The 24,402-nt window shown below is 53.0% G+C and carries 23 protein-coding genes and 1 tRNA gene; 3 read left to right on the top strand and 21 right to left on the bottom strand.

What is annotated here, in order from left to right; translation table 11 throughout:
- Window positions 1–134: 134 nt before the first annotated feature.
- The 14 genes from lipA to leuS all read right to left on the bottom strand — a co-directional run bounded on the left by lipA (window position 135) and on the right by leuS (window position 13,807).
- On the bottom strand, window positions 135–1,103 hold the full coding sequence (lipA, locus tag FCL42_RS21325) for a lipoyl synthase (RefSeq protein ID WP_136865442.1): 969 nt from the start codon (window positions 1,101–1,103) through the stop codon (window positions 135–137).
- On the bottom strand, window positions 1,100–1,750 hold the full coding sequence (gene lipB, locus FCL42_RS21320) for a lipoyl(octanoyl) transferase LipB (RefSeq protein WP_136865441.1): 651 nt from the start codon (window positions 1,748–1,750) through the stop codon (window positions 1,100–1,102). Before lipB ends, lipA begins: the two co-directional genes overlap by 4 nt.
- Window positions 1,751–1,822: 72 nt before the next feature.
- A complete protein-coding gene (gene ybeD, locus FCL42_RS21315) occupies window positions 1,823–2,086 on the bottom strand; it encodes a DUF493 family protein YbeD (RefSeq protein WP_136865440.1) in 264 nt (87 codons plus the stop codon).
- 148 nt (window positions 2,087–2,234) lie between these two features.
- The gene (locus tag FCL42_RS21310) at window positions 2,235–3,392 is read right to left on the bottom strand and encodes a D-alanyl-D-alanine carboxypeptidase family protein (RefSeq protein WP_229359927.1); all 1,158 of its coding nucleotides are present in this window, start codon (window positions 3,390–3,392) and stop codon (window positions 2,235–2,237) included.
- A gap of 106 nt (window positions 3,393–3,498) precedes the next feature.
- Window positions 3,499–4,293 carry a septal ring lytic transglycosylase RlpA family protein gene (locus tag FCL42_RS21305; RefSeq protein WP_136865438.1) on the bottom strand — a complete coding sequence of 265 codons (795 nt, stop codon included), beginning with the start codon at window positions 4,291–4,293 and terminating at the stop codon, window positions 3,499–3,501.
- Window positions 4,274–5,221, bottom strand: coding sequence for a lytic murein transglycosylase B (mltB, locus tag FCL42_RS21300; protein ID WP_136865437.1), 948 nt, complete (start codon window positions 5,219–5,221; stop codon window positions 4,274–4,276). Before mltB ends, FCL42_RS21305 begins: the two co-directional genes overlap by 20 nt.
- Window positions 5,222–5,236: 15 nt before the next feature.
- Window positions 5,237–6,355, bottom strand: coding sequence for a rod shape-determining protein RodA (gene rodA, locus FCL42_RS21295; protein WP_136865436.1), 1,119 nt, complete (start codon window positions 6,353–6,355; stop codon window positions 5,237–5,239).
- A complete protein-coding gene (gene mrdA, locus FCL42_RS21290; protein WP_136865435.1) occupies window positions 6,345–8,207 on the bottom strand; it encodes a penicillin-binding protein 2 in 1,863 nt (620 codons plus the stop codon). Before mrdA ends, rodA begins: the two co-directional genes overlap by 11 nt.
- The gene (gene rlmH, locus FCL42_RS21285) at window positions 8,207–8,674 is read right to left on the bottom strand and encodes a 23S rRNA (pseudouridine(1915)-N(3))-methyltransferase RlmH (protein ID WP_136865434.1); all 468 of its coding nucleotides are present in this window, start codon (window positions 8,672–8,674) and stop codon (window positions 8,207–8,209) included. The genes mrdA and rlmH overlap by 1 nt, the downstream gene beginning before the upstream one ends.
- A gap of 6 nt (window positions 8,675–8,680) precedes the next feature.
- Entirely contained in the window at window positions 8,681–9,013 is a 333-nt protein-coding gene (rsfS, locus tag FCL42_RS21280) for a ribosome silencing factor (RefSeq protein WP_136865433.1), read from the bottom strand.
- Window positions 9,014–9,051: 38 nt separating this feature from the next.
- Window positions 9,052–9,711 carry a nicotinate-nucleotide adenylyltransferase gene (nadD, locus tag FCL42_RS21275; protein WP_136865432.1) on the bottom strand — a complete coding sequence of 220 codons (660 nt, stop codon included), beginning with the start codon at window positions 9,709–9,711 and terminating at the stop codon, window positions 9,052–9,054.
- A gap of 2 nt (window positions 9,712–9,713) precedes the next feature.
- Window positions 9,714–10,718 (bottom strand): DNA polymerase III subunit delta, encoded by a 1,005-nt coding sequence (holA, locus tag FCL42_RS21270; protein ID WP_136865431.1) that lies wholly within the window; start codon window positions 10,716–10,718, stop codon window positions 9,714–9,716.
- Window positions 10,719–10,728: 10 nt separating this feature from the next.
- A complete protein-coding gene (locus FCL42_RS21265; RefSeq protein ID WP_229359926.1) occupies window positions 10,729–11,217 on the bottom strand; it encodes an LPS-assembly lipoprotein LptE in 489 nt (162 codons plus the stop codon).
- A gap of 10 nt (window positions 11,218–11,227) precedes the next feature.
- A complete protein-coding gene (gene leuS, locus FCL42_RS21260) occupies window positions 11,228–13,807 on the bottom strand; it encodes a leucine--tRNA ligase (RefSeq protein WP_136865444.1) in 2,580 nt (859 codons plus the stop codon).
- 230 nt (window positions 13,808–14,037) lie between these two features.
- On the opposite strand from leuS, the gene FCL42_RS21255 reads away from it, so the two are divergent.
- The gene (locus tag FCL42_RS21255) at window positions 14,038–14,538 is read left to right on the top strand and encodes a zinc ribbon-containing protein (protein ID WP_169308481.1); all 501 of its coding nucleotides are present in this window, start codon (window positions 14,038–14,040) and stop codon (window positions 14,536–14,538) included.
- On the opposite strand, the gene lnt is transcribed toward FCL42_RS21255, so the two are convergent.
- The 6 genes from lnt to FCL42_RS21225 all read right to left on the bottom strand — a co-directional run bounded on the left by lnt (window position 14,492) and on the right by FCL42_RS21225 (window position 20,249).
- On the bottom strand, window positions 14,492–16,015 hold the full coding sequence (gene lnt / locus FCL42_RS21250) for an apolipoprotein N-acyltransferase (RefSeq protein ID WP_136865428.1): 1,524 nt from the start codon (window positions 16,013–16,015) through the stop codon (window positions 14,492–14,494). The two genes, FCL42_RS21255 and lnt, sit on opposite strands and share 47 nt — an antisense overlap.
- Window positions 16,012–16,896: a CNNM family magnesium/cobalt transport protein CorC gene (gene corC, locus FCL42_RS21245; RefSeq protein WP_136865427.1), complete on the bottom strand. Its 885-nt coding sequence runs from the start codon at window positions 16,894–16,896 to the stop codon at window positions 16,012–16,014. Before corC ends, lnt begins: the two co-directional genes overlap by 4 nt.
- A 35-nt stretch (window positions 16,897–16,931) precedes the next feature.
- Window positions 16,932–17,387 carry an rRNA maturation RNase YbeY gene (ybeY, locus tag FCL42_RS21240; protein ID WP_169308480.1) on the bottom strand — a complete coding sequence of 152 codons (456 nt, stop codon included), beginning with the start codon at window positions 17,385–17,387 and terminating at the stop codon, window positions 16,932–16,934.
- Window positions 17,371–18,420: a PhoH family protein gene (locus FCL42_RS21235; RefSeq protein WP_136865426.1), complete on the bottom strand. Its 1,050-nt coding sequence runs from the start codon at window positions 18,418–18,420 to the stop codon at window positions 17,371–17,373. The genes ybeY and FCL42_RS21235 overlap by 17 nt, the downstream gene beginning before the upstream one ends.
- A gap of 12 nt (window positions 18,421–18,432) precedes the next feature.
- Complete coding sequence (miaB, locus tag FCL42_RS21230; RefSeq protein WP_136865425.1) at window positions 18,433–19,863, bottom strand: tRNA (N6-isopentenyl adenosine(37)-C2)-methylthiotransferase MiaB; 1,431 nt, start codon at window positions 19,861–19,863, stop codon at window positions 18,433–18,435.
- Window positions 19,864–19,955: 92 nt separating this feature from the next.
- Window positions 19,956–20,249, bottom strand: coding sequence for a hypothetical protein (locus FCL42_RS21225; RefSeq protein ID WP_136865424.1), 294 nt, complete (start codon window positions 20,247–20,249; stop codon window positions 19,956–19,958).
- Window positions 20,250–20,421: 172 nt separating this feature from the next.
- Here FCL42_RS21225 and FCL42_RS21220 point away from each other — a divergent pair, with 172 nt between their 5' ends.
- Window positions 20,422–21,588, top strand: coding sequence for an FAD-dependent monooxygenase (locus tag FCL42_RS21220; protein WP_136865423.1), 1,167 nt, complete (start codon window positions 20,422–20,424; stop codon window positions 21,586–21,588).
- 58 nt (window positions 21,589–21,646) lie between these two features.
- Window positions 21,647–23,650, top strand: a complete 2,004-nt coding sequence (locus FCL42_RS21215; RefSeq protein WP_169308479.1) for an FUSC family protein — start codon at window positions 21,647–21,649, stop codon at window positions 23,648–23,650.
- A gap of 626 nt (window positions 23,651–24,276) precedes the next feature.
- Here the strand turns inward: FCL42_RS21215 and FCL42_RS21210 are convergent.
- Window positions 24,277–24,351: transfer RNA gene (locus FCL42_RS21210), tRNA-Gln, on the bottom strand.
- Window positions 24,352–24,402 lie beyond the last annotated feature (51 nt).

Here is a 24,402-nt window from a genome sequence, read left to right as displayed (position 1 = left end):
ACCTATAACAACTTGAGACCGCACCTTAGCCTGGGAATGAAAACCCCAAACGAGGTGCATGGAAAAGCCAGTTGCTGATGCAACTGGCTCTAACTGAAAAGTGTCAACGCATTTCAGGACGACACATTCAAAGATTATTGAACCTTTTTACCTTGAGCTTGCAGATCAGCGTGGTAACTGGAACGCACTAATGGCCCACAAGCGGATTGCGTAAAGCCAATCTCAATAGAATAGTCTCTTAACTCGTCGAACTCCGCCGGCGGCACGTAGCGCTCTACCGCAAGGTGATGACGGCTTGGTTGTAGGTACTGACCTAGGGTCAACATCTCAACGTCATGGGCTCGAAGATCCCTGAGAACCTCTTTAATTTCGTCATTGGTCTCGCCTAACCCCACCATGATTCCCGATTTAGTCGGGACGTCAGGATGACGGGCTTTGAACTTCTTCAGTAGGTCCAAAGACCACTGATAGTTGGCTCCAGGTCGAGCTTTACGATACAAGCGTGGCGCGGTTTCTAGATTGTGGTTGAACACATCTGGCGGCTCCGTCGCAAGAATATCGAGCGCGGCATCAATTCGACCTCGGAAATCTGGAACCAAAATTTCAATTTTGATGTTTGGTGACAGTGCGCGAATTTCACGAATGCAATCGGCAAAGTGCTGAGCTCCGCCATCGCGAAGGTCATCGCGATCCACAGACGTAATCACCACGTATTTCAGCTTCATGTCGCGGATGGTCTTTGCCAGCTTTTGTGGCTCTTCCGGATCTGGCTTCAGAGGGCGGCCATGGGCCACGTCGCAAAATGGGCAGCGACGAGTACAGATGGCACCCAAAATCATAAAGGTGGCGGTACCGTGGTTGAAGCATTCCGCTAAGTTCGGGCAGGATGCTTCTTCACAGACGGAGTGCAGGCCGTGCTTACGCATGGCGCTTTTCACTTCATCGATGCGCTCACTGGAGGAGGGTAATTTTACTCGTAGCCAGTCGGGTTTACGCAGCATGGTTTCCCGTTCGCTGGGTACCACTTTTACTGGGATGCGAGCGACTTTTTCTGCGTCACGTAACTTGACGCCAGCAACTAGGCGTTCTGGTCTTTCATTCATGCTGGAAGTCCCTCTAGCACTGTAATCTGGGTGTAGCCCAGCTTCTTATAAAATATGTTGGTTAGCTCTTCAGCGGCTTGCTCGACTCGCTGTGGGCCACCGATATCCGAGGACTGCACCATCTCCATGCCAGCATAGCCACATGGGTTGATGCGCAGGAATGGGCTGGTGTCCATATTGACGTTAAGTGCCAACCCGTGGAATGAGCAGCCTTTACGAATTCGTAGGCCTAAAGAAGCGACCTTGCGTTCATTGACGTACACCCCTGGTGCATCGGCTTTGGCATAGGCTTTGATCTCGTATGGGGCAAGTAGCTCAATGAGACACTGCTCAATGTGAGTCACGAGATCTCGAACGCCAATACCGAGGCGACGGATATTAAGAAGCGGATAAGCGACAAGCTGACCTGGGCCATGGAATGTAACTTGGCCTCCACGATCCACTTGAACCACGGGGATATCCCCAGTGTTAAGTAGGTGCTCCGCTTTGCCTGCTTGGCCTTGGGTGAATACCGGCTGATGCTCTAATAGCCACAGTTCGTCTGGGCTGTCGTCATTGCGGTTATCTGTGAATGCTTGCATCGCATGCCAAACTGGCTCATAGGGCTGAAGACCCAAGCGACGTACTACCAGAGTTTTTGCGACCAATCCGTTCTCGCCTCTTAATGGGGGATTGGTCGCATTATACCTTTACATTGTGGAAATGCTAGGTAGATCACACTACAGAACTCGAACAACACCTTCGATTGCACCAAGTTCAGTGTAAAGAGACTCCAATTGCTCTTTACTGGTCGCAGTGATATTGACGGTGACCGAGTGGTAATTTCCCTTGCTGCTTGGACGCACGCTTGGCTGGTAATCACCAGGAGCATGAGCTTGAATCACGGCAACAACACGATCCGGAAGCTGCTCATCGGCGTGACCAATGATCTTGAATGGGAAACGACACGGGAACTCTAACAGTTCATCAAATTTGGTATTCATTGGTTGCTCCAACTGGACTCGAACAGAGGCTGTTTAATGGGGGTGAGTGTAACAAATTTCAAGGATGGTCTGGTGTCATTATTTGTTGAGCTTAGAAACTGAAAAGGCCCGCATAAGCGGACCTCTGTCTGTATTAAAAGGCGAGTGCTCAGTTAAACCAGCTCATAAACAGCAGTTTAAAGTAGTCTACCAGCTTGCTAAACCAAGAGCCTTCTTCCACATCTTGCAGGGCTACTAGCTCATATTCAGCAATGTCTTTACCGTCCAGTTCAAAGAAGACTTTGCCAACTACTTGGCCTTTGCTCAGTGGCGCTTGAAGCTCTTCGGTTAGCTCAAAGTTGGCTTTGAGCTTCTCCGCCTGACCTCGGTAAACGGTGACAGGGGTATCTTGCTGCACGCCTAGGCTGATTTCTGGTTGGCTGCCATACCAAATTTTGTGGCTAACAAACTCTTCACCGGCTTTGTATGGGGTGACCGTTTCAAAGAAACGGAAGCCATAGTTCAGCAGTTTCTTGCTTTCCGCTTCGCGAGACTGGGCACTTTTGGTTCCCATAACCACAGCGACTAAGCGCATGTCATCTCGCTTAGCAGAAGAAACCAAGCTGTAGCCAGCATTGGAGGTGTGACCGGTTTTAATGCCGTCTACGCCTAGGCTGCGATCCCACAGCAGGCCGTTGCGGTTGTGCTGTCGAATTTTGTTGAAGGTGAACTCCTTCTCCGCGTACAGAGCGTACTCTTCTGGTACATCGCGAATCAGGGCTTGCCCCAGTAGCGCCATATCGTAGGCCGTGGTGTAGTGTTCGTCAGAATCCAAACCGTGGGCGTTGACGAAATGGGTATCCATCATCTTTAACTGGCCAGCCCAGGCATTCATGAGATCGGTGTAGGCCGATTCGGTGCCAGCAACGTGCTCGGCGATGGCCACACAGGCGTCATTACCGGACTGGATTACCATGCCGCGGTTTAAGTCTTCCAGTTTCACCTGTTTGCCCACTTCGATGAACATCTTGGAGGAGTCAGGGAAGTTTTTGGACCAGGCGTTTTTACTGATGGTGACTTGGTCATCCAAGCTTACGTTACCTTGAGCCAACTCTTGACCCAACACGTAGGAGGTCATCATTTTGGTTAAGCTTGCAGGTGCGCGACGATCGTAAGCGTTTTCCTCAGCTAGGATCTGACCGGTGGTGTAGTCCATCAGTACATAGGAGGTTGCATTCACTGATGGAGGGTTTGGCACCACGCTCGGTACTGCCATAGCAGAACTTGCAAAAAAGAGCGCTGACAGAGCGCTTAGACTGTATTTCATCTTATTCATAATATTTCTACTGGAGATCTGAGTGGATGCGGCTAAAAAACTGTCCATACGCCAAAACTGGAGTATATCACTTGACATCAGAGTGATGGGAAAAGTTTCAATTTTGATTAGTCGCTTCGAAAACGCTGAACGCTTGTTGGAAGCCACCTCGCTGAAGCTGATGCAGTAATTCTTGCGCTTTCACCGGGTTTGGTAAAGGTCCAAGTTGTAACTTAAATAAACTGCCACTCTCTATGATGCGGCTTGAGGCTCCATGTTCACGCTCGAGTCTCGTGGCAAGCTCTTGAACTTTATCTTGATTCGAAAGTGCGGTGACTTGGATATAGTGGTTTTTATCGTTGCCGTTGACCTTGGGTAGGTGAGGGTGCCAATCTGGTGTGGTGGCGATCGCCTCCACTTCAACGTGGGCGGTACCGGTTTTGAGCATATCCAGTTGATAGGCGGCAGCATAAGAGAGATCAATCAGCCGTTCATTGTGAAATGGGCCGCGATCGTTGACGCGAACGATCACCGATTTTTGATTCGCCAAATTGGTCACTTTAACGTACGTAGGTAGCGGCAGCCCTTTGTGGGCTGCGCTAAAGCCATACATGTCGTAGGTTTCGCCATTGGAGGTCAGGTGGCCGTGGAATTTAGCCCCATACCAAGACGCGACACCTTGCTGCTTGTATCCTGCGGCGGAGGCCATGACTCGATAATCGATACCACGAACGCGATAGTCTCGATTGCCCTGTTTCGATGGTGCTTCGAAACGGGGAATTGGCTGCTCTAGGGTGTCCAGATTAGGAGCATTTTCTGGAGCTTTATCATCACGCATGCTGTAGCGACCGCTGCTGCAGCCGTTCAGAAGTAGGGTGACAACCAAAATCAGTTTAAGGTTTAAACGCATCATTGAGTAATTGTGAGAATTCAAAGGCCGCCATGGCGTAAAGTGGGCTGCGGTTGTATCGGGTAATGCTGTAGAAGTTATTGGTTACCTGGAAGCCCTGCTTTTCTGACTCTGACGAATCCAGGGTCAAAATGGCACTGCTCATGGTGTCATCGCCAATGGCGGCAACGCCAGCTTGTTTTAGTTGGGCAACTGTCGCTGTTATTGGTTTGCCATTCCACTTTAGAGCTGCGGTAACCTCTGGAGACTGAACCAGCGGGTAGGCAGGGGTTAAACCGTGCTGCCATTTGGCGTTCTTAAAGTAGTTGGCCACGCTGCCGATGGCATCAACCGGGTTGTTCAGCAGATTCCGTTTGCCGTCGCCATCGAAATCTACCGCATAGGCTCGGTAGCTGGAGGAGATGAACTGGCCCCAGCCCATGGCTCCAGCGTAAGAGCCTTTGACGTCAGTGAGTTCCCAGCCCTCTTCTTGAGCCAGCATCAGGTAATGGCCGAGCTCAGAGGCAAAAAATTTGGCGCGTTTGGGGTAGCTAAAGCCTAAGGTATACAGCGCATCTAAAACGGGATAAGTGCCGGTGAACTGGCCGTAGCGAGTTTCGATGCCGATGATGGCAACGATCATCTGTGCTTCAACGCCATACTCTTTCTCGGCCCGCGCTAAGGTTTGCTGATGTTTTTTCCAGAACGCGACGCCATCCTGGACCCGCTCTTCGGTGAGGAACAGCTGTTTGTATTGGTACCAAGGTTTAGCTTCCCACGGCGTGGTGATCGCTTCGATCACCTTAGGGTTGTGGTTTGCTTTGGATAGAGCCAGCTCAATGTACTCTGGGCTTAGGCCTTTTTGTGTCCACTCTTGAGTAAAGCTTTCTTGAGTGACGGCCTGGGCTGCCAAGGTTAAGCTTAATGAGGTTGAAGCGAGTAGGGAGATCATCGCGGCGCCTTATTGTTATCTGCTATTGAAGCGTCTGTGAGTCTGGATGCCCATCAACATACCAAAGCCTGCCATTAGCGTCAGCATCGATGTGCCGCCGTAAGAGACCAAAGGTAGTGGCACGCCGACCACTGGCAGGATGCCAGAGACCATGCCGATATTAACGAACACGTAAACAAAGAAGGTCAAAACGATGCTGCCGCCGAGTAAGCGAGCAAATGGCGTTTGAGCTCGGGAGGCGATGACCAAACCGCGACCAACAATAAACAGATAGATTGCGAGTAAGAATATGGCGCCAATTAGGCCAAACTCTTCACCGAGCACTGCGAAGATGAAATCGGTGTGGCGTTCAGGCAGAAACTGAAGTTGTGATTGGGTACCGCCAAGCCAGCCTTTGCCACCAATGCCACCGGAGCCGATGGCAATCTTAGACTGAATAATGTGGTAGCCCGCGCCCAATGGGTCTTTTTCTGGGTCAAGTAAAGTCAAAACCCGTGTGCGTTGGTAGTCCTTCATTAAGTAGAACCACAACACTGGCAGGAAAGCCAATACGCTTACTACGCAGCCGCCGACCAAGGCCCAGCTCATGCCGGAGAGAAACAGCACGAATACACCGGAGGCGGCCACCAAAATGGAGGTGCCCAGATCCGGCTGGGAAGCGATCAGCAGTGTTGGCACAAGCAAGATGGCCGCGCCGCCGGCCAGATAGCGTTTTTTGGGGGGCAACGGATAGCGACTGATGTACCAGGCCATGGTAATAGGAAATGCCAGCTTCATCAGTTCTGAGGGCTGAAATTCCATAAAACCAAGATTAAGCCAGCGCCGAGCGCCTTTATTGACTTCACCGAAGAGATCCACCGCCACCAGTAAGGCGATACCGACAAGGAAAATTGGCAGCGCCCAACGTTTGAATACCTCTGGATTAATCTGAGCAATGGCAAACATCACCGTCAGTGATAAGCCGATACGCACCAACTGCTTCTCTAGCATAAAGGCGCTCTCGCCACTGGCGGCATAGAGCACCATTAGGCCGAAGCCCATTAGGGTCAGCAGCCCGAGAAGCAACGGCAGATCGATGTGCAATCGCTTCCAGATATTGGGTCCTTTACTAACTCGTTGAGTTTTAGTTTGCATTGGCTACCTCAGTCTCAGGTTTCGGATCGAGATAGTGATCCAGCAGGGCGCGGGCGATAGGGCCCGCATTTGCCCCACCCCAACCGGCGTTCTCAAGGACTACGGTTATGGCGATGGTAGGCGCTTCCGCGGGGGCATAGCCGACGATTAAGGCGTTATCACGTAGGTGCTCAGCCACTTTATCTTGCTCATATTTCGCATCCTCAGCCAAGCCAAATACCTGTGCGGTACCGGTTTTTACCGCGGCGGTGTAGCTGGCATCGGCAAAGCGTTTTTTAGCGGTTTGGATCATCGCTTCGTGAACAATGTCCCAGGCCTTATCGTTTTTTAGAACCAAAGGCGGCCTTTCAGAGGGTTCGACGGCAGCAAGCTGACCATCATCGCCAATGGCTTGAACCAGATGTGGGCTGAAATGGCGGCCACGGTTGATCATCACCAGCAGGGCTTCGGTAAGCTGCAGTGGAGTGGTTGTCCAATAGCCTTGGCCAATGCCTACGGAGATGGTATCGCCGATGTACCAAGGCTCTTTATAGCGAACTTGTTTCCAGTCTCGCGATGGCATGATGCCAGCGGATTCCTCTTTAAGATCAACACCAGAATACTGGCCAAAGCCGAACTGCAGCATGTATTCGCTGATGGTGTCGATGCCCATGTTGTACGCCAGATCGTAGAAGTAGGTATCGTTGGACTTGACGATGGCGTCATAGACGTCCACCCAGCCGTGGCCCCAACGTTTCCAGTTACGGTACTTGCGTTCTACGCCCGGGATCTGCCACCAACCGGGATCCCAGATGCGGCTCTTTTCGGTGATCTTTCCTTTCTCTAAACCGACCACCGCCAACATCGGCTTGACCGTGGATGCCGGTGCATATTGCCCTTGAGTGGCTCGGTTGATCAGCGGGCGAGAGCGATCATTTAGCAACCGGCTGTAATCCTTGCTGCTGATGCCATGGACAAACAAATTGGGATCGTAACTGGGGTTGGAGACCATCGCGAGGATGCCGCCATCTCTGGGATCCATCGCTACAAGCGCACCGCGGCGGCCCTGAAGCAGCTCTTCGGCTTTTTGTTGTAGAGACAGATCCAGAGTCAGGCGCAGATCTTGTCCTGCCTGAGGAGGGGTGCTGTTCAAGACTCGTACCCGGCGGCCACGGCTGTTCACTTCTACTTCCTGCATGCCGGGCTGACCGTGCAGCTGCGCCTCGTAGAAACGCTCGATGCCCAGTTTGCCGATGTCTTTGGTGGCGGCGTACATGGCGCTCTTGCCTTCCATCTCGAGGTCTAGCACATCGTTACTGTTGATCCGCGCTACGTACCCGAGGGCGTGGGTCAGGGTCTTGTGGTAAGGATAGTGACGCTTCAGGCCAGCGGTGATCTGAAAGCCGGGGAAGCGGTGGTGGTTGACACTGAACTGGGCCACCTGAGCTTCGGTTAACTTGCTGAGCAAGGTCGTCGGCTTAAAACGGCGCTGGGCTTTGACCCGTTTTAGAAATTCTTGCTGGGCTTGCTCAGAAATATCGAACATCTGCGCCAAGTCCAGCAGGCTTTGTTCAAGATCGTCAGTACGCTCTGCTACGACCTCAAGGGAGTAAACCGGTTGATTTTCGGCAAGTAAGGTGCCGTGGCGGTCATAGATAAGGCCGCGGTTTGGCGCCACGGGAACTAAGCGGATGCGGTTGTCGTTGGAGCGAGTCTGATATTCACTGTGATCCATCACCTGCACCACGTACAGGTTGCTTAGCAAGATGCCAATTAGAACCACAACACCAACGAAGCATGCTATAGCACGGCGTTGGAACAGCGCCGCTTCAGCGGCGTCGTCGCGGATTTTGGTACGCAGATATGAACGCATTACTCTCGATGGTACGGGTGGTTGTTGTTTATGCTCCAGCCTCGATACAGGCTTTCTGCCATCATTACCCGAACCATAGGATGTGGCAAGGTTAAGTTGGACAGGGACCAGCTTTGCTCCGCAGCTTGCTTGCAGGCTGGGGCCAACCCTTCAGGGCCGCCGATGAGAATGGCCACGTCTCGGCCATCCATCTGCCAGCGCTCTAGCTGCTGTGCTAATTGCGGTGTATCCCAAGGCTTACCGGGAATGTCTAAGGTCACAATTCGACAGCCCTGGCAGTGCGCCAGCATCGCCTCACCCTCTTTCTCGAGGATGCGACTGATGTCTGCATTCTTGCCGCGTTTACCCGCCGTGACTTCGATAAGCTCCAAAGGCATATCTCGAGGGAAACGGCGCTGATATTCGCTAAAGCCTTTTTGTACCCAGTCGGGCATCTTGGTGCCCACCGCAATCAGTTTTATCTTCATCAGTGATTATTGACCCGGGTGAGCGGACCAAAGTTTCTCAAGCTGATAAAAATCACGGGTTTGTTCCTGCATGGCGTGCAGAATGACGTCACCCAGATCCACCAATACCCACTCGCCGGACTCTTGACCTTCTACGCCTAGAGGCGCTTCGTCGGCGCGTTTGGCTTCCAGGGCAACGTTTTCAGCGATGGCGCGAACGTGGGTTTTTGAGGTGCCGCTGCACACAACCATAAAGTCGGCAACGGTGGATTTGTCACTGATGTCCAGTACCACGAGATCGCGGCACTTTAACTCTTCCGCTTTCTCTACAACGAAGTCTTTCAATTCTACTGGGGTCACTATGGGCTCCAAGGTTGGCGATTTTACAAAACCCCATATTATACCTTGCCGGTAGGAGCCTCTCCAAGACCATATAGGCGATTGCTGCGAATAAAATCCATTACCGCTGCAGGAATGCAGTCGCTGACCTCTTCCTTATTGAGTAGACGTTGACGTACCTCAGTGGAGGAGACTGCCATGGGGGTGATCTGAGTGACCAAAATGGCGCCATTGGCTCTATGGCATATTTGCGATTTATCTTCTGTCAGACGGTCGAGCAGGTGCTGCGGTAGTGAAGTCGGCAGAGCGAGACCTTGGCGTTGGCACACCACGAGATTGGCCAAGGCTAAGATGCGCCGATGCTGATGCCAGCGCTCGAAGCTCATCAGCGAGTCCATGCCGATGATGAAGTTGATGGACGCGTTAGGATGAGAGTCCCGAAATTCTGCCAAGGTATCAACGGTGTAAGAGGGTTGATGCCGGTTTAGTTCACAATCGTCCACCACCAAATGCGGCAAGGCTTTGGTGGCAATGCGAGCCATCTGTAGCCGTTGGATGCCAGACACCTCCACTTCACTTTTGTGGGGCGGCAGTCGATTTGGGATCAGTCTGACGTGATCGAGATTGAGCTGTTGGCACACTTCATTGGCCATTTGCAGGTGGCCATTGTGGATAGGGTTGAAGGTGCCGCCGAGTAGGCCGATGCATTGCCGCTTCATGGCTAGCTTAGGGTAAAGCCTTGATAGCGGGGATTAAAGCGTAGGCAAAGCTCCGCCAATTCGCTCCAGGGTTCATCATGTTCACCCTTAATCTTGAGCTCTAATTGACCGCAATAGCCGAGCAGTTTAGCCAGATGTGCCGGCGTTAATCGATTCAGTGCACCTTTGTACAAGGGTTGGCGCTTTGGCCAGATCCGAGCTTGTTTAAAAGCGTCATTGAGTTGAGGCGCGCTGGCCAGTTGCAGCAGCGTTTGCAGCTCCTTGGTTAGCGACCAGTTGATCAATACCGGTGCCACTTCTTCCAGCTTGAGCTGATTTAAAATGGTTAGCGCTTTATCGGTATCGCCAGAAAGTAGCGCATCGGTTAGCTGAAAGGCGGTATAACGGGATTGATTCTCTAACAGCTTTTCCAGCGCATCGCCGCCAACGCTGCGATTACCGGCCAGTAAGGCCAGCTGAGCCAAGGCTTGATCAGCTGCCAAAAGGTTGCCTTCAAACATCTGTGACAGCATCTGTTGGCCGTCGGCTTGCAGGTTCACACCGTGGTGGCGTGCTCGGCCGGACAGCCAACGCTGATAATGCTGACCTTCAGGGGTGATGGCTTGCACATAGAGGCCGTTTTTATCCAGCGCTTTAAACCATTTGCTGTTGGTTTGGCTGCTTTCTAGCTTGGGACCGTGGAGCACCAAAATGGTGTCCTGAAGGTGCTGTGCTAACTCAGCCAGTACCGCAGAGCCATCGGCACCAGGTTTGCTGTTAGGCAGTTCCAGTTCGATGATGCGCTTGGGAGCAAACAGTGACATTGACTGACACTCTTGCGCCAGATCATTCCAGTTGAATGGGGATTCTTGGACTAAAGAAAGGCGTTCTTCGAAGCCTTGCTGAAAGGCGGCCTGACGAATGTCGCTGCGAGATTGCTCTCGCAGCCAAACGTCATCGCCAAATACCATGATAATGGCAGGCAGCTGAGCCAAATGCTGGCCCAGCTGGCTGACGAAAATTCGCATCAATTCAGCCTTACTGAGTTTGGATGCTGGAGAGGGTACGCAGAATTTGATCCGCTGCCTGAACGCGCATCTCTTTTAAGAGCAGCTCCAGTTCGCGGTTCTTTGCCAGTGCGGTACGAGGATCGTCGAGGTAGTCACGACGGATCTCCACGTCAAAGTTTTGCGGGGCGTTATCGGCAATGGTGACGCTAAAGCGAACCGAATAGATCAGTTCATACTCGGCAACTTGGCCCGATGGAAACAGGGACAAAGTTGAGCGTTCCAGGTTGTCGTTACCCAGCCAGAGGCGTGGTGCAGTGGCGGTGGTTACCTCTTCGATGTCAGACAGGCGCAGGCGCTCTTGCACCAATCGGTGCAGTTCGCCGTACTTGTCTGAACTCTCCAAGCGCAGACTTTGCAGCTCGGTTGGGATCAGGTAATCACTTTTAAGATGAAAGCCACAACCGGCGCTGGCCAAAATGGCCAGCGACAGTAGGGCGGTCAGAGCGGTTCTGAGCACCCTTATCTCCTTAGTTTGCTACGATGTTTAGCAGCTTACCCGGTACGTAAATCACTTTACGTAGGGTCTTGCCGTCCGTGAATTTGCTAACGTTTTCATCACCCAGAGCCAGCTCCTGAACTTGCTCTTGTGCCGCGTCAGCAGCCACGGTGATGCGAGCTCGTACCTTACCGTTAACCTGCACAACGATCAGCTTCTCATCTTCAACCAGAGCGTCTTTGTCCGCTTCTGGGAAGGTTTGAGTGTCGATGTCGCCATCTTGGCCCAGAGCACTCCACAGGTGGAAGCTGATGTGCGGGGTGATAGGTGCCAGCATTTTAACTACAGCAATCAAGGCTTCCTGCATCAGGGCGCGGTCTTGACCTTGCTCTTTAGGGGCTTTGGTTAGCTTGTTCATCAGCTCCATCACGGCGGCAACGGCGGTGTTGAAGGTCTGGCGGCGGCCCAGATCGTCGCCCACTTTAGCGATGGTCTGGTGCAGGGCACGGCGCAGGGCTTTCTGGTCGTTGTTCAGTGCGGCGGTATCTAGCGCTGGAACGTCACCCAATTCAATGTGTTCGAAGGCCAGCTTCCACAGGCGACGCAGGAAGCGGTTAGCCCCCTCTACGCCAGACTCTTGCCATTCCAGAGTCATCTCTGGTGGCGCAGCAAACATCATAAACAGACGTACGGTGTCGGCGCCGTATTTGTCTACCATCTCCTGCGGGTCGATGCCGTTGTTCTTAGACTTAGACATCTTGGTCATGCCGGAGTGAACCAGTTCACGACCCTCTTTGTCGGTCGCCTTAACGATGCGACCTTTTTCGTCCTTTTCCAGTACGGCTTCGGTTGGGGAAACCCAAACGCGCTGGCCGTTGTCACCGGTGTAGTAGAAGGCGTCAGCCAGAACCATACCCTGACACAGCAGGCGCTTGGCTGGCTCATCGCTGTCTACCAAGCCGGCATCACGCAGCAGCTTGTGGAAGAAGCGGAAGTACAGCAGGTGCATGGTAGCGTGCTCGATACCACCGATGTACTGATCCACTGGCAGCCAGTAGTTGGCTTTGCTTGGATCCAGCATGGCGTCGTCGGTGCCAACGCTGGTGTAGCGAGCGTAGTACCAAGAGGACTCCATGAAGGTGTCGAAGGTGTCGGTTTCACGGGTAGCAGGTTGGCCGTTTACTGTGGTTTGCTGCCACGCTTTGTCGGCCTTGATTGGGCTGGTTACGCCGTCCATCACCACATCTTCTGGCAGCACTACTGGCAGATCAGACGCGTCTACTGGAACCGATTCGCCATTTTCCAGCGTCGCCATTGGGATTGGGGCGCCCCAGTAACGCTGACGGGATACGCCCCAGTCGCGCAGGCGGAAGTTCACGGTCTTGTGACCGCGGCCCATGGTTTCCAACTTGGCGGCGATGGCATTCAGAGCGCCTTCGAAGTCCAGACCATCAAACTCACCGGAGTTAATCAGGGTGCCTTTTTCGGTGTAGGCTTGCTCGCTGATGTCTAGCTCGCCTTCCAGCGGCTGGATCACAGGTTTCAGTTCCAGGCCGTACTTCTGGGCGAACTCGTAGTCACGTTGGTCGTGAGCAGGAACCGCCATTACTGCACCGGTACCGAAGTCCATCAGTACGAAGTTGGCAACGAATACAGGAACCTTGTTGCCATTCAGAGGGTGAATGGCGTACAGGCCAGTGGCCATGCCCTTTTTCTCCATGGTGGCCAGCTCAGCTTCGGCAACCTTGGTGTTTTTGCACTCGTCGATGAACTTAGCCAGTTCGGCGTTGTTTTCCGCGGCTTTGGTCGCCAGAGGGTGACCGGCGGCGATGCCCACGTAGGTCACGCCCATTACGGTATCTGGACGGGTGGTGTAGATCTCAATCTTGTCGTCAGAGCCGTCAACGTCGAAGCTCATCTCAATGCCTTCGGAGCGGCCAATCCAGTTGCGCTGCATGGTTTTCACCATCTCAGGCCAACCGTCCAGACCTTCCAGATCGCTCAGTAGCTGATCGGCGTAGTCGGTGGTTTTAATGAACCACTGTGGGATCTCTTTCTGGATAACCGGCGTGTCACAGCGCCAGCAGCAACCATCGATAACCTGCTCATTCGCCAGAACGGTTTGGTCATTGTCACACCAGTTTACTGAGCTGGTCTTCTTGTAAACCAAGCCTTTCTTGTACAACTCGGTGAAGAACCACTGTTCCCAGCGATAGTAATCTGGTTTACAGGTGGCCAGTTCGCGGCTCCAGTCGAAGCCGAAGCCCAGCACGTTCAGCTGCTGCTTCATGTAGTCGATGTTTTCGTAGGTCCAAGGAGCCGGAGCCGCCTTGTTCTTAACCGCGGCGTTTTCGGCAGGCAGACCGAAGGCGTCCCAACCGAATGGCTGCATTACGTTTTTGCCCAGCATGCGCTGGTAACGAGAGATCACGTCACCGATGGTGTAGTTACGTACGTGACCCATGTGTAGACGACCGCTCGGGTATGGGAACATGGATAGGCAGTAGAACTTCTCTTTGCCAGGTTGTTCTACAGCGGTAAAGGTTTGGTTCTCGACCCAGTGACGTTGCACTTTAGGTTCGATTTCACTTGGATTGTATTGCTCTTGCATCGACACGACAGGATCCACGACTGATTTTAAATTTAGGGCCAAATAAGACCCACAAGGATCCCCATAGAATAACTCAGGCTAGGATTAATACCAATCGCAACCGTGGTGGTTTTGGTCAAGCATGCAACGGTTTTTGATGGGATTTGCGTACAAACAAGCTTTCTTTGGATTTTGGTTGCCAGTGGTCAAGAAAGGGTCAATGATGAACATAAGGGCAACTGGAGATGATTATGGAAAACCAAAAACGGTTGATTGAACGATATGAGTACCTGTTAAGGGAGATGGAACGCCGCTATTTAGAGGATCCTGACTTAACTTTGGGTCGACTCAGTGAGGTGCTTAAAGAGAGTCGCCAATATATTGAGCTCAAAAAGGAACTGCCTGAAGGCGAGCTTGCCTTGGTGGAACAGTTCTTACGCCGAGATTTGGACACCTTTGCTCAACATGGCGCAGTTGATGCTGAGCAACCAGACAGTCTGTTTACGTTAGGGCTTGAGAACAGCTTGTGGCAGTGGTTGGTGGAGATCACCGATCGCAGTCAGCTAGAGTGGCATGAGCTTGGGCAGGATTTAAAGCATCACGGCACTTATGAGACCGGCGAAGTGGTTGGGCTTGGGGTATTGGTGTGTGATAAGTGCGGCCACACCATGACCTTTAACCACCCAGATACCATACCGGCCTGCCCTAAGTGCGATCATCAGCTATTTTCACGACGCCCTTTCGATCCCTAAACCACACTGCTGCTGCCAACAGCAGCACTGAGATGGCGTAAGCGATGCTCTGGCCAAAGCGAGCAAACAGGGTTTGCCCTGTGGTCAGAGCAACATCCCCAGCCAATACACCCTCTTCAAACTGCGGCAGTTGTGCCTGCATGCGGCCGTGCTCATCCACAATGGCGGTAACGCCGTTATTGGTAACTCGCAGCAGCGGTTTACCCAGTTCCATGGCGCGCATCTGAGCAATCTGCATGTGTTGCAGTGGCCCAACTGAGTGACCAAACCAAGCATCATTGGAGACCGTAAGTAGCAGGTCGGTATCGGCATTGACGTTCGCTCTCAACTGCTCGGGGAAGGCGATTTCATAGCAGATGGCGGGTGCCAAATGCTGGTCGCCAGCCAGCAAATTAGGCTGCACATAGTCGCCGCGGCTGAAGGAGGACATCGGCAGATTAAACAGCGGGGCAAGTGGACGCAATAGGCTCTCGAAGGGCACAAACTCGCCAATGGGCAGCAGGTGCTGTTTATGGTAGCGGTTGGCATCCGTAGGCTGGAAACGGTGCGGGGACTGATCATCACCGAGCACCACCAGTGAGTTGAAGAAATCCCGAGTGAGATCATTGGCACTGATGATGCCGGTGATCACATGGGTCTCTCGAAAGCTGGCGGCTTTATCGAAACTGTTGAGAAACTCTTGCACCAGATATTCAGGTGCTGGAACCGCAGCCTCGGGCCAGATAACAATATCTGCATCCATATAGGGGCGAGACAGATCCTGATACTTAAGCAGGGTTGGCCACAGCTGGTCGGGTTGCCATTTTAGGCTCTGTTCGATGTTGCCCTGCACCAGCGCCACACTGGTGGTGTCGCCACTGCGCTCGGTGGTATCGAGCATCGGTAGGGTAAACAGGGCGGCGGCAGCGATGGCTGGCACAAGTAGCTGTAGCGGCTGACGCTGCAGGGCTGCGAGCAGTGCAGAGGCAATCCAGGCAAGTACAAGGCCAATTCCCAGTGCGCCCAGAGAGCTGGCCAGGGGAGCCAATATGCCATCAACCTGACTGTAGCCCAGCCACAGCCAAGGGAAACCGGTAAAGAGTTTGCCTCGCAGCCATTCACCCGCAAGCCATAGAGGTGCAAAGGCAAGGCTTCTACCTAGGGAGACGTTTGGCCACCAGCGGTTAAGCAGGCCAAGTACCAAGGCGGGGTAGAGGGCAAGATAGGCGGCCAGTAGCGCCATCAACAATAGCGACACCACAATGGGCAGTCCGCCAAAGCTATCGATGCTAACGTGCACCCAGGCGATGCCGTGGGCGAACAGGCCAAAGCCAAAGAGGCCACCACAAAGGGCGGCTCGTTTACTGCTGAGCCCCTGAGTTTGCCATAGCAATAGCATCAACGCTGGGATCACCAGCCATGCGTGGTTGTAGGGGGCAAAGGCAAAGGGAATAACGGCGCCAGAGAGCAGCGCCGTGATTGGTGCGGTAAGTTTCATTTAGCCGCAGACTCGTCCTGAACTTGCTTGTCTACAGAGCGAACTTGAAGCTGCAGCAAGCGGCGGGTGTCAGCGTTTACCACTTTGAATTCAAAACCAGCTAATTCCACTTTTTCGCCACGAACCGGCAAGTGGTTAAAGGCGTGACTGACGATGCCGCCAATGGTGTCGAACTCTTCATCGGAAAACTGGCTTTCGAAGTGTTCATTGAACTCTTCCACCGGCGTTAGCGCGGCCACAGACCAGATCTGTTTGCCCACTTTGCGGATGTTTTGAGAGTCGTCTTCATCGGTGTCGTACTCGTCGCCGATGTCACCCACGATCTCTTCGAGGATGTCCTCAATGGTGACCAAGCCGGATACGCCGCCGTACTCATCGACCACAATGGCCATGTGGTAGCGCTTCTGGCGGAATTCTTTGAGCAGCACGTCGACACGTTTGCTTTCAGGTACCACCACCGCTGGGCGGATGATGTGCTCTAGCAATACAGGTTCGTTGCTGTCGCTAAAGCCAAAGGTCAGTAGATCCTTGGCCAGCAGAATACCTTCGATGTGGTCTTTGTCTTTGTCCACCACCGGGAAGCGGGAGTGACCCGATTCAATGATGGTGGTCAGGAAAGCATCGACAGGCTGGTTTTTTTCGATGGCAATGATTTGGGAACGGGGGACCATCACATCCCTAACCCGTAAGTCGGACACCTCCAACACGCCTTTAATCATGTCCTTGGTGTCTTCATCGATCAGATCGCGGTCTTCAGCATCCTGAATCACATCAACCAGATCTTTGCGGTTCTTTGGCTCGCCGCCAAACAGCTGCATAATTCGTTCAAGCAAGCTCTTGTTAGCAGAGCCTTGACTCGACGGAGGGTTTTCTTCGTTCATATATTCCCAGTATGTAGTATGGATATTGAGGAGGACTACAGTTCACGGTAGGGATCGGCGATGCCAAGTCCCGCCAGAATTTGGCGCTCTAGCGCTTCCATCTGCTCCGCTTCTTCATCCTCAATGTGATCATAACCTACCAGATGTAGGCAACCGTGCACAACCATGTGAGCCCAGTGGTCGCTAGCGGATTTTTGTTGTTCTTTCGCTTCTTTTTCAACAACTTCAGCACTGATTACCAGATCGCCGATGAGGTCGGTTGGCACCATAGGTGGTGCTTCAAAAGGAAACGATAGCACATTGGTTGGTTTGTCTTTACCCCGATAGTCGCGGTTTAGACTTTGGCTCTCTTCGTTGTCGACAATGCGGATGCTGAGCTCCGCAATGTCACGTTCGTTGGCCAGAGCTGCCTGAGCCCAGGCTTCAAATTGGCCTAGGCTAGGAAGGTCTGGATTCTCTACTGCGACCTGCAGATCAAGCATCAGTTCCATTATCTGCCTCCAGTTTGCGGGCTTTTTCACGCTCAATGCGGCGTTTGTGCTCCACTTGGTCGTGCTTTTCATAAGCATCGACAATGCGAGCTACCACAGGGTGACGAACCACGTCGCCACTTTGGAAGAAGTTAAAGTTCACTGACTCGACATCGCGCAGTACCTCAATGGCATGGCGTAGGCCCGATTTCACGTTGCGAGGCAAGTCCACCTGGGTGATGTCGCCAGTGATCACCGCCCGGCTGTTAAAGCCGATACGGGTCAGGAACATCTTCATCTGCTCCGCAGTGGTGTTCTGACTTTCATCCAGAATCACAAAGGCGTCGTTGAGGGTTCGGCCACGCATGTAGGCCAAAGGTGCCACTTCAATGACGTTGCGCTCAATCAGACGCTCCACGCGTTCGAAGCCCAGCATTTCAAACAGGGCGTCGTATAGCGGGCGCAGATAAGGGTCAACCTTTTGCGACAGATCGCCCGGTAGAAAGCCGAGTTTCTCGCCCGCTTCCACCGCAGGGCGGGTTAGCAGGATACGGCGAACCTCTTGACGCTCAAGGGCATCAACGGCGGCGGCAACGGCCAAGTAGGTTTTACCGGTACCGGCAGGGCCAACACCAAAGGTGATGTCGTTGGTAATAATGTTACGGATGTACTGAGCCTGGTTAGGGTTGCGAGGCTTTAACACGCCGCGCTTGGTCTTGAAGTAGACCTCCTTGCCCATGGCGCTGTCGTCCTCTTGTGCTTCCAAGGAGATAAACTCCTGGATAGCCAGATGCACCTGATCTGGCTCAAGATCTGGAAGCTGCCCTTTTATTGGGGCGGTTTCCACATAGAGATCTTTGAGGATGTTCAGGGTGCCATGGACGAACTGCAGTTGGCCAACGACTTGGAACTGGTTGTTGTGGTAGCTGATCTCTACACCCAGTCGGCGTTCAATCTGTTTGAGGTTGTCGTCGAAAGGACCGCAGAGGGCGGCAAGCCGGCTGCTGTCAGCCGGCTCCAGGTACACATCGTGTGTGACTAATTTATTACTCAAGCCGAGCTCCGGTTACGGCTGGAAAGTGGTTACGCCGAGCTCGTCAGGTTGATGGGCTGGGCGCTTGGCCAGAATATCAGATGGGCGCAGCTCACGGCGCAGATCCATTTGATCCTCTGTACGAATCACTATACCACGTAATGAGTTAGGCATAACCTCAGTGATCTCTACGTCCACGAAGCTGCCGATCATCTCAGGGTTACCTTCGAAGTTTACGGTACGGTTGTTCTCGGTCTTGCCGCGAAGTTCCATCACGTTCTTCTTCGAGGTGCCTTCAACCAGAATGCGCTGGACGCTGCCCATCATGCGGCGGCTGTACTGCATTGCTTGCTGGTTGATGCGCTCCTGCAGGATGTACAGGCGCTGCTTTTTGGTCTCTTCGGTGACGTCATCTGGCAGGTCCGCTGCAGGCGTACCTGGGCGTGGGCTGTAGATGAAGGAGAAACTTTGGTCGAAGTTGATCTCTTCGATAAGCTTCATGGTCTGAGCGAAGTCGTCGTCAGACTCATTAGGGAAGCCGACAATGAAGTCAGAGCTGACGTGGATCTCAGGACGCACTTTACGCAGGCGACGGATGATCGATTTGAACTCCAGCGCCGTGTGGTTACGTTTCATGTGAGTCAAAATACGATCGGAGCCGCTTTGCACCGGCAGGTGCAGGAAGTCGACCAACTCAGGAACGTCGGCGTAGGCATCGATGATGTCTTGGGTAAACTCAACCGGATGACTGGTGGTGTAACGCAGACGGTCGATGCCGTCGATGGCCGCCACATAGCGCAGCAGATCAGCAAAGCTACAGATCTCACCGTCGTGCTGTTCACCGCGATAGGCGTTTACGTTCTGGCCAAGCAGGTTGATTTCACGAACCCCTTGGTCTGCCAACTGGGCGATCTCGTACAGGATGTCATCCAGAGGGCGGCTTACCTCTTCACCACGGGTGTAAGGCACTACGCAGAAACTGCAGTACTTGTTACAGCCTTCCATGATGGACACAAAGGCGGTGGCCCCTTCGGCTTTCGGCTCGGGCAGGCGATCGAACTTTTCGATCTCTGGGAAAGAGACGTCCACCACGCCGCGCTCACCGGTTTGGATGCGTTTGATCATCTCAGGCAGACGGTGCAGAGTTTGTGGGCCAAATACGATGTCCACAAACGGCGCACGCTCACGAATGGCGTCACCCTCTTGTGAGGCAACACAGCCGCCAACACCGATAACCAGCTCAGGCTTAGCTTCTTTCAGTGGACGCCAGCGCCCTAGCTGATGGAACACCTTCTCCTGTGCTTTTTCGCGGATGGAACAGGTGTTCAGAAGAAGTACGTCGGCTTCGGCCGCGTCTTCGGTCAGGGAATAATTGCCAAATGCTTCCAGCAGATCCGCCATCTTGTCGGAGTCATACTCGTTCATCTGACAACCCCAGGTTTTAATGTGCAGTTTTTTGCTCATCAAACTGTGCCGCTCGTATTACCTAAAGAAAAAATAGCGGGCTATTCTAAACTGCAAAAGGCTCTCTGGCTAGTTGCTGCACAGTTGAAAGCTTATTCAGGCTGGGCTTTAGCTGTGGGGAGTCGGGCGCCACTGTTGCCTGCTGATTCCCTAAGCTGTTCTTTTTGTTCAGTGGTTGCTAATAAATTGAGCGATGCCACATCCATAATGCCCATTTTAGCTTGAGCCAAAATATCTTGTTCGATCTCGGCGCGAATCTGCACCATGGCTTCATGAACAATAGGCAGTGGACCTGCGACGACACGGTACTGGTAGTCCACTTGTGTCTCGGCGGTGGCGCCGAATCCTAAGGTGATGGTTGTGAGTGCGAAGGTCAGTGTTTTCATGTTCTACCCCTTGTTATTGAGTCAACACTAAGCTGAGTGTAGTCAGGCTGGGGCAACTGCCAGTGGCAGGATGTAAGCAGTCGTGTGCAAATGGCCAACTATTCACACCCAGTTACACCCCCTAAGATTTGGACATGATAATATTGGTGGCAATTGATTTTGGGAGTGTGCAATGCATCAAGTGGATATTCTGATTGCCGGTGGCGGCATGGTAGGAGCAGCCAGTGCACTGGCAATGGCAAAGCTGGGATTAACCGTGGTGGTGTTTGAGCCACAAGCGCCTCAACCATTCTCTGCTGAGCAGCCTATGGATCTGCGAGTCAGCGCCATCAGTCAGGCATCTGAACAGCTTCTGACTCAACTCGGTGGCTGGCAAGGGGTGGCAACCATGCGCAGTGCCCCCTATCGCACGTTGGAAACTTGGGAGTGGCAAGGCTCGCAAGTTGGCTTCGATGCCCACGAACTGGATATGACACACCTTGGCCACATCGTAGAAAACCGCATCTTGCAGTTGTCGTTGTGGCAGGCGATGGAGACTCACCCCAATATCACCTTAAAGCTTGGGCAAGCGCCAAGCCGTTACTGGCAGGATGAGCAGGGTGCTTATGCTCTGTGGGGCGGTGAGGAGTATCAAGGGCAACTCTTACTGGGCTGTGATGGTGCACGCTCAGCGGTTCGTCAGGCGGCGGGCATTGGTGTGTCAGGCTGGCAGTATCGTCAGCACTGCTTTGCCATCAACATCAGCACTGAAGCTGAGCAGCAAGAGGGTACTTGGCAGGAGTTCCACCCCAGTGGGCCTAGAGCATTGCTGCCGTTGTCTGGTCAGCACGCTTCACTGGTGTGGTATGACGCCCCAGAGAAGATTGCTCAGCTTAAACGTCTGCCAACGGCCCAGCTTAAACAGGCAATTCAAGCAGCCTTCCCAGAGCGGTTAGGTGAGTTTGATATCGAACAATCGGCAAGCTTCCCGTTGACTCGTCAGCACGCCAAAGCCTACTTCGCCGGTCGCATGGTGTTACTCGGAGATGCCGCCCATACCATCAATCCACTGGCTGGCCAGGGGGTGAATTTGGGTTTTAAAGACGTTGCCACACTGTCGAAAGTGGTTTCTGATGCTGTGGAAAAAGGACAGCCCATTGCCAGTGCATCGGTACTCAAGGCGTATCAGCGTCGTCGTCACCCAGATAACCTAGCCATGCAGTCGGCGATGGACGCCTTTTACTTGATGTTCAGTAACGATCATTTTCCACTGAAGCTGCTCAGAAACACTGGGCTGGCGTTGGCTCAGCGCAGTGGGCCAATCAAGACTCAGGTGATGAAATACGCCATGGGTTTGTAAGGTGACGGCCTGGATAAAGCGGACGTGGTTTAACGGTCACGTCAATTTGGCAATGCGCGTGAGCTCGGCAATGGTGCTGTGGCTTGCGGGTAGCTATCTGGCCAACCAGTTTATGCTGGGACTGTTGGCATTACTGGCCACACCATCGGTGTTTGTTTCTGGAATCGACCTCCCTAGCGAGCGAGGCCCCCGTAGGCTGTTAGTGACGGTGACTTTGTTAGGCCTGACGGCGCTGGGATTTGGTTTGCTCCATGAGTGGCAGGCGTGGTCCTTGGTGCCAGCGTTCTTTATTGCGGCGGTTCTATTTGGGTCTTTGGCGGCTTGGGGAGAGCTATGGGGCCGCTCATCTTTAGCCATTTTGGTGATGGCGGCGATGTCTCAAGTGGGCGTTGGCGTGGTTGAAGCTTGGCAGTTTGCCTTCGCCGTGGTGTTGTCCAGCTTGTGGATCTCCATCTATTCCGGTTGGTGGTTTCGTCTGCAAGGGGATTACCCTTTGCGATTGGCGTTGGCCAATTGCTACCGCCGTTTAGGCAGTATTCTTGCCAGTCGCATGCGCTGGATTGAAAATCCTGAGCTCGGTCGTGAGTTTGATCTGGTGCTCGGGGAGCAACTATGGCTTGTTCGCCGTTATGTTGAGGTGGCCAAGGCGCGAGGCAGCCTCAGCAATGAGCTCAATCTGGCGTTTATGGCGGTGGTGGATCTTCAGGAGCGTTTGCAGGCGATTCCCAACCCTGAACTCAGCCGAAAGCTGTTTGCTGAGCCGATGGTGCTCCCGGCTTATAAAGAGTGGGTGAAGCTCACCAGCCGGCGGTTAGCGCAGATTGCCGACGAGCTTATAACCTTAACTCCGATTCGTTCCACCCATGAACTTGATCTTGGAGTAGGGCGGCTGGAGGCGGCACTGCAATCACTAGAGCGGAGCCAATTTAAACAGATTGTTCCTTACTTCATTGCCAATGCACAGCGTATTTCGCGATTGGCTTCTCGAGCCGCCCCTCTGTACCAGCGTGAGATGAGCCTATCTGAGCCTGAGCCTCAGTGGTGGTCGCAGTGGAAGATGCACTTTAAATGGTCCTCCCCCATTTTTCGTGGCGCGGTGCGCCAAGGCGTACTGGTCTCTTTTACCATGGGGCTGATGCTAGTACTGGAGCTGGATAAAGCCTATTGGGCACTGTTCAGTGTGCTAATGGTGGTGCGAGGCGGCATTGTTGATACCCGTCAGCGGGCGTGGCAGAGAATCTGGGGCACCTTTATTGGTTTGGCTCTGGCGGCACTGCTTCTGATGTTAGGGGTGGAGCAAAATCTGGCGTTAGTTTTGGCGCTACTCCTGTTGCCACCAACCTTGTCTCTCATTCCTGTGCATCATGGTTACGCCTGTATTTTGGGGACCATGATTCTCATTATGGTGTTTGAGTACATCGGCGGCTTAGGACTAGACGTGATTCCGCTACGTTTTTTTGAAACCGTTATCGGCTGCGTCGTGGTGCTGTTGGGGTATCGATACCTGTGGCCACAGTGGCAAGGTGGGCGACAGGCTCAACTGCGTCAACAGGCGGTCAGCAGCTTAAATGGATACTTAAAGCTGATACTGGATTCGTTCTATGGCAATGAGGTGCCTAAGCTGGAGTTAGCTCGAGCACGGCGCTTTACTTACGAGCAGGGAGTGGCGCTTACCTCAAGCTATGAGCAGATGCGTCAAGAGCCCAACTACAGCCAGCATAAAGACAGTGTGGAATTGATTCGGGTTTACAAGGAGATTCAATCTCATCTGAATGCACTGCTGCCGGTGGTTCATCGCAGCGTGGTGTTAACAGAAGCCCAGTCTCAATTGGTTGACGAGGCGGTATGGGGCGCTGCTAAAGCGGTAGAGCAGGAGATGACTTTGCTCAGCCCTCAGTGGCCGGAGTCGCTAGAGAGTGCCAGACAGGCCCTGTACGTTGAACTTGAGCAGGAGCAGCCTCGACGTCGAGGATTTGTGTTGTATCAGCTCAGCATGGTGCTTGAGCGCTATCAGCACCTGCATACCATTGCGACCTCACCGGCTCCGTCAGCGTCAGATTAAATATCAATCGCACTAATGATCTGTTCATTCAGCTGAAGTTAATCGGTTCTCAGACAAGGCAATAAATCGAAGCTCTAGTGGTTCTAAAGTGAGGTTTATTAACGCAGTATGAGGGCCGATTAAATCAGCCCTCCGGGAAGCTCTCACAAGCCCTGACTCTGCGTTAGCGTTGTTCGAAAGGTACCTACATTCCTTCGCAACGCTGCCTTGATTCAGAACTTGTGAGGGCTTCTGAACTGCACAGAACATTAGTGTGATTGGTATAAGATTGTTTTAAAGGCCTGCCGTCGTGCAGGCCTTTTTCATGTCTGATTCTTATGGAGAGGGCTAGGCTTGAATGCTACAGATCAAAAAAGCCACCTTGGTGAGGTGGCTCTTTTTAATATGGCTGGGCTACCAGGATTTGCGACCTGGGCATTGATGCCGGGATCAAAATCTGCTGCCTTAGAACCATATTGAATTAAATGGCTGGGCCGCCAGAGTGTGCGAATCTGGGTACTGATGCCGGGATCAAAAAAGCCACCTTGGTGAGGTGGCTCTTTTTAATATGGCTGGGCTACGAGGATTCGAACCTGGCACTGATGCCGGTATCAAAATCCGCTGCCTTATTACCATATTGAATTAAATGGCTGGGCTACCAGGATTCGAACCTGGGAATGGCGGGATCAAAACCCGCTGCCTTACCGCTTGGCGATAGCCCAATCAAATGGTGCGGGAGGAGAGACTTGAACTCTCACACCTTGCGATACTAG

The sequence above is a fragment of the Ferrimonas aestuarii genome (genome assembly GCF_005116665.1).
Taxonomy (GTDB): domain Bacteria; phylum Pseudomonadota; class Gammaproteobacteria; order Enterobacterales; family Shewanellaceae; genus Ferrimonas; species Ferrimonas aestuarii.
The sequence above is the reverse complement of the archived record's forward strand: the minus strand, read 5'-3'. Positions and strand labels throughout refer to the sequence as shown.